At 68.0% G+C, this 11,058-nt stretch carries 6 protein-coding genes and 1 pseudogene; 5 read left to right on the top strand and 2 right to left on the bottom strand.

Annotated elements, in window-relative coordinates:
* Positions 1-178 precede the first annotated feature (178 nt).
* From POF73_RS45230 to POF73_RS45210, 5 genes and pseudogenes are all read left to right on the top strand, one after another.
* Complete coding sequence (locus POF73_RS45230; protein ID WP_272125369.1) at positions 179-787, top strand: TetR/AcrR family transcriptional regulator; 609 nt, start codon at positions 179-181, stop codon at positions 785-787.
* Between the two features lie 1,113 nt (positions 788-1,900).
* Positions 1,901-2,047: pseudogene (locus tag POF73_RS45225) on the top strand (carbohydrate ABC transporter substrate-binding protein); the annotation flags it as partial.
* Between the two features lie 266 nt (positions 2,048-2,313).
* On the top strand, positions 2,314-3,852 hold the full coding sequence (locus tag POF73_RS45220; RefSeq protein ID WP_272125368.1) for a ricin-type beta-trefoil lectin domain protein: 1,539 nt from the start codon (positions 2,314-2,316) through the stop codon (positions 3,850-3,852).
* 858 nt (positions 3,853-4,710) lie between these two features.
* Entirely contained in the window at positions 4,711-5,379 is a 669-nt protein-coding gene (locus POF73_RS45215) for a glycoside hydrolase family 11 protein (RefSeq protein ID WP_272125367.1), read from the top strand.
* 177 nt (positions 5,380-5,556) lie between these two features.
* Positions 5,557-6,255 carry a polysaccharide deacetylase family protein gene (locus tag POF73_RS45210; protein WP_272125366.1) on the top strand — a complete coding sequence of 233 codons (699 nt, stop codon included), beginning with the start codon at positions 5,557-5,559 and terminating at the stop codon, positions 6,253-6,255.
* 472 nt (positions 6,256-6,727) lie between these two features.
* On the opposite strand, the gene POF73_RS45205 is transcribed toward POF73_RS45210, so the two are convergent.
* Together POF73_RS45205 and POF73_RS45200 are read right to left on the bottom strand one after the other, a co-directional pair.
* Positions 6,728-9,181 carry an ATP-binding SpoIIE family protein phosphatase gene (locus POF73_RS45205; protein WP_272125371.1) on the bottom strand — a complete coding sequence of 818 codons (2,454 nt, stop codon included), beginning with the start codon at positions 9,179-9,181 and terminating at the stop codon, positions 6,728-6,730.
* 233 nt (positions 9,182-9,414) lie between these two features.
* On the bottom strand, positions 9,415-10,899 hold the full coding sequence (locus POF73_RS45200; protein WP_272125370.1) for an RICIN domain-containing protein: 1,485 nt from the start codon (positions 10,897-10,899) through the stop codon (positions 9,415-9,417).
* Between the last annotated feature and the right edge of the window lie 159 nt (positions 10,900-11,058).

The raw sequence follows: 11,058 nt of genomic DNA, 5'->3' as shown, positions 1-11,058 counted from the left end.
ACCGCTGGAGGCTCCGGTGACCAGGGCGGCGGTTCCTTCGAGACGACGAGTCATGGTTCAAACCTTTCGATGAACGGCCGCGCCGTTGCGGGCCGTGGGGGATTAGGGAGTGACAGCGCTGGTGCGGCCGTACGGGGGTGGAGGCCACTCAGAACTGGGTTACGGGCAGAATGGGCAAGTGAGTACTAGTGGTCAGAAGGCAACCAACGCCAAGCGTCAGGACAGCACGATCGAGGGTGAGCTGCCTCCTCGTGAACGTCTGGTCCGGGCGGCGTCGCGGCTGTTCTATTACGAGGGTGTTCGCGCGATCGGTGTGGAGCGGCTGATCGCCGAGGCTGGGGTGACGAAGGCGACCTTCTACCGGCACTTCGCCTCCAAGGACGACCTGGTCGTGGCCTATCTGCTGACCAAGGACGCCTATTACAAGCAGGTGGCCGAACCGCTGGCCGCCGCGCATCCGCCCGCGGAGGCGATCGACCTGATCTTCGAGGCGATCGCCGAGCACGCCCGCGAGCGCGGCTTTCGCGGATCGCCGTTCATGAACGCCGCCGCGGAGTACCCGGACGCCGACCATCCGATCCGGGGCCTGGTGGCGTCCCACCGGGACTGGATCCGCTCCCTCTTCCAGGACCTGCTCACCCGGCTCGGCCACGCCGACCCGGAGTCGGCCGCCGGTGCGCTGCTGATGCTGTACGACGGCGCGATGGCGGCCGGCTATCTGGACGACTCGACGGCTGCCCACAAGACCCTCCTGGACGCGGTCCGGCTGATCAGGTCGGGAGGCTGACCCCGTCGGGGCGGCATCGAGCAGCGACTCTGTGCAGGGCCCCGGCCGGGCCGGGGCGCGGATTGGTTTCACGGAACTCTTGATCTCTCTCGACGTGCACCGGCGACCTACTGGCATGTCTCCGCCTGGGGGCAGCCCGGCCAGGAAGTCCGAGCGACCACCCCCAGGAGGTAGGAAGACCGGTCGTTCTACCGTCCGACGATAACTCCCTTGACGTCCGTGCGCCACTTATCGGCCCGCTTGTGGGCTCCCTCACGAGTCCCTGCCGTCCCGCAGTGCCTCCTGCCCCCTCTGTGGCCGTCCGGAGTGACCGAACCTCGCAGGGCGGTGAAACGAAGACCCGCCGGGCGGTGACGGAGCCCGGTAGGTTCGGTTTTATGTAGATTTTCTACAGGCATTCTCAGTCGCACGACCAGGCGAATGCGTCATGCGTTCCGAGCCGGTTGAGCCCGTATCGACTTGCGCATTTCTGCAGGCGGAGAGGGATTTCCCGCCGAAGCGGGGGCAAGAATGCCGCCCGGATCCGCTCGGAGCGTGCCCATTCACTGCCCGCGTCTTCTTCTGTGGATCGGCGACGTTCCGGCGCGGCCGGTGCACGCCGACATGCTGGCACCCCTGCCCGATGTTCGGCTGCCGCGCTTACGGCTCGGTATGAGATGGCTCCAACGGTGCTGTGCCCCGGAAACTTAGGGGTTCCAAAGAGCTTCTGCAAGGGGTTAGAGGAAGCCTCTTCCAAACTCTCGGAGCTGCGTGCGGTGGGCGTGCCTTGTGAGGCCCTGTCGCTCGATGGCCCTGTGAGTCCGAGCGTCAGCAGGCGAATTCGGGTCATGGGAGCGGGCCCATCACTCCCAGCCTGCGGAAATCCATCTACGACCGCCCGGGGAAAGCGATTTCGCGAGATCACCGGTTTTCGTAAGGGTCAGAAAAAGTGGGTGCATGACTCTTGACGTTCGGCAGATCGAACGGATCTCATGGGCGCGCCGTTTGGTCTCGTTTGCTTCTGATTGAACTTGTGCCCTCGTGCACCCCAAGAGCCCGCTGCTCTGCACCCAGGAGTCGTCATGCAACTTTCCTCCTCCAGTCCTTCCTCTCCCGGCCCCGACCGCCGACGTCCTGCTGCTGAGCGTCTGCGGAGGCAGCGGTACGGCGACTGACCCGAAGACCGTCACTCTCGGCTCCAAGGCATCCGACGCCGTGCCGAAGAAGGCGTTCGCGGACATCTGCGCGGCCTACAAGACGAAGTCAGGTATCAGCACCGATCCACCCAACCGCGAGTGGTGGACGACTACGCCGAGAGGCAGCGGCGGCGCGCGTGGCGCCGTGCGAACAAGTCCATGAGACGGGCCGCTCGGCAGGCGATGCCGTGCTGGCTGGGCGAAGCCGACCCCAGTGGACTCACCTTGAGCCGATAGCTGCCACGGCTCGAACGAAGCCGACCCTCGTCCTCGATGCCCGCCCGCGCCACCTCGATCGGCGGCCGGCACAGAGCTGTATGTACAGAGCCGCAAGCACAGAAGGGACACGACATGCTCAACTACCAGCGCACCCCACCCGGTCCTCACCCCACCGCACCCCCTCCTGCGGGCACCCGCTCCCTGCGTCACGCGGCAGGTGGTCTGCTGGCCGGGCTGATCACCGTGTCGATCGGTGCCGTGGCAGGGACGTCACCGGCCGCCGCCGAGGAGCCCACGCTGGACGCCGCCCAGTTCCAAGGCGTGAACTGGGCCAGGGTGGGAGACAACTTCACCTACGGCGCCGTTGTCCCCGAGGGGCTGAACGAATCCGACAGCTACGAGACCGTCAAGGCCAAGGCCAACGCCATCCTCAGCGGGTTCCAGAGCACGCTCGGCGCCAACACCGTACGGCTGCCGATCAACAGCCACTCCGTCCCGGGCACGACGTGGGGCGACAGGTACGCCGGCGCCATCGATGCCGCGACAGCCAAGGGCTTCAAGGTCATCCTCTCCTACTGGGAAGGGGACGGCGAGGACAGGAACAACGACGGGAAACCGGACGGGCCCGGCTGGAACGGCAAGGTCGTCGACGCGGATGCGTTCAAGTCGATGTGGAAGGCCGTGACGGACAAGTACGGGTCCAACGGCCTGGTTTACTACGAGCCGTTCAACGAGCCCCATGGGCACAGCGCCACCGAGTGGGCGGACATCGCCGCCAAGTGGATCGCCGACCGCCCGTCGGTCCCCAGGAACCGCATCATCGTGAGTGGACCCGGCTACAACGACTACGTCACGAGCGTGTGCGCCGACTCCCGCCTCGACGGGACTTACCTCTCGCTCCACCACTACGCCTTCGGTAAGTCGGCGAGAACCTATGGCGAGTGGGTCACCGACTTCAAGAGCAAGGTCGGCACCTGCGCCAAGCGCACCCTCCTGGACGAGTTCGGCGCACCGATGGACGGCGCAGGGGCAGACGCCGGCAAGGACTACAACGACGTCAACAGCACCGACAACTTCGTGCGGTACCTGCGCGCCGACACCGACACCGTCCACGAACTCGGCATGGGTGCGGTCTACTGGCCTGCCATCGGCGGCAAGTACCAGGAGTACCCCGACCATGACTACTACTCGCTCTTCGACCTCAAGGGCAGCGGTGCCGACCTGGCGGTGGGCATCCGCAACATCAGCGGTATCGACGCCGTCAAGCGTGCCTGGGGTGCCGACCCCGGCTCACACACGAGCGTCCTGCACAACGCCGACGGCAACGGCTGCCTCGACGTCCCCTATGCCAGCCACGACAACGTCCAGGTCCAGGTCTACGACCAGTGCTCGGGCGGCGCCAACCAGCAGTGGACCCTGACGCCCTCCGGGCAGCTCACCGTCTACGGCGGCACGAAATGCCTGGACGCCTACCGCGAAGGCACGAGCAACGCCACCGAAGTCGGCACCTACGACTGCAACGGGCAGAACAACCAGAAGTGGATGTTCTACTCCGACGGCACGATCCGCTCAGTGAAGTCCGGTCTGTGCCTGGACAAGGACCTGGCCACCGCCAAGGTCCAGCTCTGGTCCTGCTGGGGCGGCGACAACCAGAAGTGGAAGACCAGCTAGACCACAGCTGCACGGGCCGGCGGAAGTCCCCACTGGGCACGCCCGTAGGCCGGTCGACGCTCGCTCTGATGGGACGCCAGGCAGCTTTTGGGCAGTTCAAGCACCTTCAACCTGGCCAGAATCGGCGACACGTCGAGGACCGGTGACGCTCTCGGCGATGCATCCGGAAGTCCAGGGGGGACTGCGTTGGCAAGGATCCGCTCTTTCGGGTCTGCATAAGGCGTGCTGGTGCGGTGCGGGCTGGAGGTCACGGCCGGGCGAAGCCGATGTAAACGACGGTCAGGGCCGGGGCATTGCCGACGGAGTGGGCCGAGCATCATGGCGGTGCCGTCCATCCAGCGTCCGGGGAAGCCGGTTGTCTCCCATCGCTCCACTGGCAGTGCGCCGTGCGGTCGGACACCGATCAGTGTGACCGGGGCAGCCGTGGGTGTCGTCGGGTTCGTCATGCCGATGACTGCCGGGACGCCTGAACAGGCACCGCTTCCAGCCCTCCCGATGAGCAATTCCGCGCTGCCCCTCTGGCCGCGCACTCTTCGCGCACATGATCGAAAGAGCGTCGAAACATTCGAGGATCATAACTCGTATATTTGATCTCTCCATTTGAGGGCGGTGACGCCTGGCATCGACTCCCTTCCGTTAGCGATGTCATGACGTGCAGAAATACCTTCAGAGGGAGGAATTAAGCGCTGCGAATGTTTCGGAATCAATGCCGAAACCATTGACAGTTGGCAGGGGCATACCAAAACTGTTCTCCGTTGGCAGAGCTCAACCGCTGTCGATGCGGGCCGGCACGAACCACCCGTCGACACCAGTTGCCCGGCCCGGTCGGCCTCACCAGGACGAGGAGGAAGCACGCTCATGAACGACGGACCCGCAAACCCGACGCGCCGCAGCGTCTGCACCCTGCTGCTGGCTACTGGGGCCACGTTGGCCCTGCCCGGCACCGCCGAGGCGGCCACGGTCATCACCACGAACCAGACCGGAACCGACAACGGGTACTACTACTCGTTCTGGACGGACAGCCAGGGCACGGTCTCCATGACCCTGAACTCCGGCGGTAACTACAGCACCTCGTGGCGAAACACCGGGAACTTCGTCGCCGGCAAGGGGTGGAGCAACGGCTCACGCCGGACCGTGACCTACTCCGGCAGCTTCAACCCGTCGGGCAACGGCTACCTGGCGCTCTACGGGTGGACGTCGAACCCGCTCGTCGAGTACTACATCGTCGACAACTGGGGTACCTACCGGCCCACCGGGGCGTACAAGGGCGCTGTCACCAGCGACGGCGGCACGTACGACATCTACCAGACCACGCGCTACAACGCCCCGTCCGTCGAAGGCACCCGCACGTTCAACCAGTACTGGAGCGTCCGGCAGTCGAAGCGAACAGGTGGCGCCATCACCACCGGCAACCACTTCGACGCCTGGGCCCGCGCCGGAATGCCCCTGGGGAGCTTCAAGTACTACATGATCCTCGCCACCGAGGGATACCAGAGCAGCGGCAGTTCCAACATCACGGTGAGATAGGCCAGTTCGGAGAGGGGGGCGGCTGTGGAGCAGCGGTCGCACAGCGACTGCGCCGATGAACGTGCCATCCCCCCGTGGGGATCCTCTCCCCCTGCCCTCCCCATCCGGAACATCGGCGGCGCCTGGCCCAGTCCCAGGCGCTGGTTTCCAATCCCCCAGGCCGGAGGACCGCTCTTCATGAAGGCCACACCACGTCTCTCGTTACTCGCCGTCGTCACACTCGCCGCCGGCGCCCTCGCCGTCGACGCGGCCGCCCCGGCGCAGGCCGCCACCTGCAATGGGTACGTCGGGCTCACCTTCGACGACGGACCCTCCAACAGCACACCGGCCCTGCTCAACGCACTCACGCAGAACGGGCTGCGGGCCACCATGTTCAACCAGGGACAGCACGCCGCCGCCTACCCGGCCCGGGTCAAGGCGCAGGTCAATGCCGGCATGTGGGTCGGCAACCACAGCTACACCCACCCGCATCTGACCCAGCAGAGCCAGGCGACAATCGACTCGGAAATCGCCCGGACCCAACAGGCCGTCGCGGCCGCGGGCGGCGGCACGCCGAAGCTGTTCCGGCCACCGTACGGCGAGACCAATCCGGCGGTGAGGGCCGTAGAGGCCAAGTACGGCCTCACCGAGATCATCTGGAACGTCGACTCGCAGGACTGGAACGGTGCGAGCACCGATGCGATCGTGGCGGCGGCCGGCCGGCTCACCAGCGGCCAGGTGATCCTCATGCACGACTGGTCCGCCAACGCCCTCGCGGCGATCCCGCGCATCGCCCAGGGGTTGGCCGCCCGGGGCCTGTGCGCCGGCATGATCTCCCCGCAAACCGGTCGCGCGGTGGCCCCGACGGCAGCAGTGGTGCCGGGAGCGGCACGATGAAACTGCCCTCCCCGGCGAAGGTCATCTCGACCAGGTACTGACCGCCAAATCGACCGGCAGGGGGGCATGGGCATGGGCGAGGGCATGGGCAAGGGCAGCGACAACTAGGCACGTTCAGTCTGGACCCGACCCTGATCCTCGTTGTACATCAGGCGCCCGACGACGTCGGCGGGCGGCCCCGGCTGAGGTTCGAGAGAGCGGGCTCCTTCGGCCACGCCCCGCGCAGACCGGTTCCGCCAGGGGGCTGTCGCGTGTGCGGAATCAGGCTATGTACATGCCCGTGCGCGTGTACCCCGACCTGCGCGCTCGTCCTGCTGTCCGTTCTCGTCGTGACCGGCACGGCCATGGCGGCCACCTCGGTGGGACAGAGGTCGAAACGACGCTGACCATCACGCCTGCGCCGCCCGGCCCGTCTGACGGACGCAGCCGGGCACCGACGCCGAGCCCTGCGACGGCCCGCCGGGCTCGGCTGTCATCGCGGCTCGGGCTGGCCAAGGGTCTGCGCGCACCAGATCGTCTTGCCCTCGGTGGTGTGCCGGGTGCCCCACCCTTGGGTGAGCTGGGCGACGAGCAGCAGGCCCCGGCCGCCCTCGTCGTAGGCGCGCGCCCGGCGCAGGTGCGGGGCGGTGCTGCTGGCGTCGGAGACCTCGCAGATCAGGGAGGTGTCGCGAATCAGCCGGAGCCTGATCGGGGGCTCGCCGTATCTGATGGCGTTGGTGACCAGTTCACTGACGACCAGTTCGGTGACGAACGAGGCCTCCTCCAGGCCCCAGTTGTCCAGTTGGTCGAGGGCGAACTTCCTGGCACGCGGCACCTGCGAGGGGTCGGGTTCGACGTCCCAGTCGGCGACGTGCCGGGGATCCAACGCGTGGGTACGAGCGAGCAGCAGGGCGGCGTCGTCGGTGCGGTCTTCGGGAAGCATGGTGTCCATCACCGTGTCGGAGAGGGACTCCAGTGAGGTGTCCGAATGGCTCAGGACCCGCAGCAGTTCGGCGATTCCATGGTCGACGTCGCGCTCGCGGTTTCCGACCAATCCGTCCGTGTAGAGGGCGAGCAGGCTGCCCTCGGGCAGGTCGAGCTCTGTCGCCTCGAAGGGCAGTCCACCGATGCCGAGGGGCGGTCCCGGCTGCACGGATACCGGGGTCCTGGTTCCGTCCGGCGAGATGATCAGCGGGAGCGGGTGGCCCGCGCTCGCCAGCGCGAAGCGCCGGGAGACCGGGTCGTAGACGGTGTACAGGCAGGTGGCTCCGAACTCGCCGGTGGGCTGGAAGCGGCTGGCAGGCTGGAGGTCGCTGGAAAGGTGGATGACCAGGTCGTCCAGGTGGGTGAGCAACTCGTCGGGGGGCAGGTCCACGTCGGCGAGGGTGCGGACCGCCGTGCGCAGCCGGCCCATGCTGGCCGAGGCGTGCAGGCCGTGGCCGACGACATCGCCGACGACCAGGGCGACCCGGGCGCCGGAGAGCGGGATGACGTCGAACCAGTCGCCACCCACTTCCGTGCCGGTCCCGCCGGGAAGGTAGCGGGAGGCCACCTCAAGCGCCTCCGGGCTGGTCAGCCGTTGCGGCAGGAGGCTGCGCTGCAGGGTCAGCGCCGTTGCGCGCTCGCGCGAGTACCGACGGGCGTTGTCGATGGCGATGGCTGCCTTGGCCGTCAGCTCTTCGGCGAGGATCAGGTCATCGGCGGTGAAGGCCTCGGGCCGCTCGCTGCGGGAGAACGCGACGACGCCCAGCAGCGCGCCGCGTGCCCGGACCGGCACGGTGATCCGGCAGGTCAGCCCCTCCGCGGCGATGGACTCGTCGATCAGCGGGTTGCCCGGCGGCCAGTGGGCCGGGTCGGCGGCGAGCCCGGGGCCGAAGGCCCATTCGCCGCCGGGGCCGGGTTCGGCGGCGAGCTGAACCGTGGACCGGCCGGTGGCCATGCAGCGGGCGGCGACGGAACCGGGAGCGTGGCTGACCGGCAATGGGTGCCCGGGAGCCCGATCGGTGTCATCCCGCGCGCTGTGCTGGGCGGCCCGGCTCAGCTCGATGGTCTCGCCGGGAGTGAGCGCGGGAGGCAAGGGCGGTTCCTCTCCGCGCAGCACCTCGTCGAACAGATCTACGGTGACGAGGTCGACGAATCCCGGTACCGGGGTCGTGGCCAGTTCCCGGGCGGTGCCGATCACGTCGAGGGTCCGGCCGATGCCGCCGCCGGCCTCGTTCAGCATGAGCAGGCGCTGCCGGGCCCAGTACTCGGCGCTCATGTCGAATCCCCAGTTGGCGACCGCGCGGACCCTGCCCTCGGGATCTCGGACGGGCCAAATGCTGGTGGCCCAGGCGTTGGCGTAGTCGCTGCCCCGCGGCTGGAAGACGGTGATGAGGCGGGCGGGCACGCCCGTCCTCGCCACTTCGGCGAGCTTGTCGGTGTAGGGCTTGTCGTCCCTTTCGGGAAACAGCGAGCGGTCGAATTCGGGAAGCACCTCGCGGTACTTCTTACCGAGCACTTGCTCCTCGGAGTGCGCGATCACCCGGCCCGAGGACGCGTTGATCCACAGGAACCGCAGCTCAGGGTCGTAGACACCGAGAGCGAAGGGGCACTGCTCGAAGGCCCGGTCGGCGATCACCGGGCGGCGTCCCCAGCGCTGGACGGTCACCACGTGGCCCAGTGGCCGGCCGTCGCCGCCGGACAGCGGTTGCCGCGTCACCACGGCGTCCACAGTGGAACCGTTCCGATGGCGCAGCGGGATGGGCCCGGCATGGTCCGGGGCGGTGCCGTCGCTCTCGGGGAAGCCGGGTGGCGGGGGACCGGCCAGCAGGTCGGTCACGGGGCGCCCGACCGTCTCCTCCGCCGTCCAGCCCAGCAGCAGCCGTCCCCCCTCGCTCCAGCCGCTCACCAGGCCGTCCGGGTCCACCACGATGGCGGCGGTGGGGCCATCGCGCTCACCGGCCATGTCCACGCGCGACACCTCCGTCCGGATGGATGCGCCCGGCAGGGCGGGTTCCCAGCGGCAGTTTCCAGGCTAGATCCGCTTCTGCTCCACGGCTTCCCGGCCGGTACCTCCCGGGCCACCGGCCGCAGTGACCCAAGCGGCCCCGGACGAGGAGTCCGGGGCCGAGCGGAGCGCCTCTGCGGGGGAGTACCCCTCACGTCAGCGGCGTAAGTGGTGCTGGGCGGTCGGTGCCGTCACCAGCCCAACGGCAGACCCGCGATGAACGAGGTGAGCCGGTCGGCGATGACTCGGTCGTCGTGGGCCGAGTAGTGGTAGTGGCAGCCGAGGAAGTCCAGGCCCGAGGAGTCGAGGGACCAGTAGCGGACTCCGCTGTCGCCGGCGTCGTTGCGTGCCTTGACCACTTGCTGGACGTGGTCGGCGTACTGGCCGGTGCCGACGGCCACGATCGTGGTTCCGGACCCGTAGCGCGTACGCAGTCTCTGGAGGAAGTCGGTGTAGGTGCTCCGGTAGGCGGACGCGAGGCTCTCGGGCGTCCACGACTCACCGGAGGTGAGGGGCGAGAAGTCGTTGGTGCCGAGGTTGACCACCACGACCTGGGGGCGCCAGGTGCCCGGGTTCTGCCAGACATCGCCGGTGACGCTCTGCAACGCACGGTCGTAGAAGGTCCGGTAGGTGACGTCCGAGGAGCCTCCACCGTAGTTACGCACCATGCCGAGGCCAGAGAAGCCGTTGATCTGGTAATCGGCGTTCAGCTGCCGGGCGGTGAGGGCGCCGTAGCTCACGTCGGCGTTGGTGCTCCGCTTGAGCTGGTCCGAGGTGCAGTCATGGGAGGTCGAGAGGTTTCCGTAGCCCACTGTGAGGGAGTCCCCGATGAACTCGATCTGGCGGTTGCGGGCGGCCGGTTTGCTCAGTACGGCACCGCCGGGCGCGGCGACGAAGCCTCCGAAGGTGCTGATGTCCCCCGGGGTGTCGTTGCGTTTCACCAGCCGGACGGTGTGCGTGCTGTTCGACAGGCCGTTGATCCAGTGCGTGGTGTTGCCGGGTGTGACGAGTGTGGCGACGGTGGTTCCGTCGACCTGGACGTCGTAGTCGGCGGCCGGGTCGTTGAGCACGATGCCGACGCCGGTGCCGCTGACGCGGCCCTCGAAGTACACGCCGGGCCAGCTGTACTGCACCGTGTTTCCGGCGTCCTTGACCCGCCCCGCGGTGTGCACCTGTGCCAGTACTCCCGCCGCACGGACGAGTTGCCACTGCTGGTTGGCACCGCCCCAGTCGGTGAACGGCACGACCTTGGCGCCGTCCGCGGTGGAGGCGTTGTCCACCTCGACGGCCTTGCCGATGTTGCGGTTGAGCAGCCGGACGTACCCGTCCGACGAGTCGGCCAGCCGGAACTGCTGGTTGGTCCCGTTCGCGTCACCCCACTGCACGATGCCCGCATGGTCGGCGCCGGAGTAGTTCAACACGTCCAGCACCTTGCCCGAATGCTGCGCCTTGAGCCGGTAGTAGCCGCCGCCCGAGTCCACGAACTGGAAACGCCGGTTGGCGCCGTCGTGACGGGTCCACTGCGACAGACCCGCCCCGTCCGCGGTACTCGCACCCGCCACGTCGAGCGCCTTGCCGCTGCCCCGGTTGACCAGCACGTACCAACCGTCGGGATCCACCGTGGCCGCCTGCGCCGTCCCGACGGCACCCCACCCGGTCAGAAGCGCCGCCAGCATCGCGGTCACCGCGGCAAGAACCCCAGCCCGCCTCCCACGCCCCCACCACGGCACCCTGACTGTCAGATGCATGCCACCCCGTTGCATTCGTGTCCCTTTCACTCGAACCGTTGGCGGGCTGTGCTGCTGCAGTTCTCCGGCTCCGCCGGCTACGGCGCG

It is taken from the genome of Streptomyces sp. HD (genome assembly GCF_028369295.1).
Classification (GTDB): Bacteria; Actinomycetota; Actinomycetes; order Streptomycetales; family Streptomycetaceae; genus Streptomyces.
Note: the sequence above shows the minus strand (reverse complement) of the source record. Positions and strands in the feature narration are given on the sequence as shown.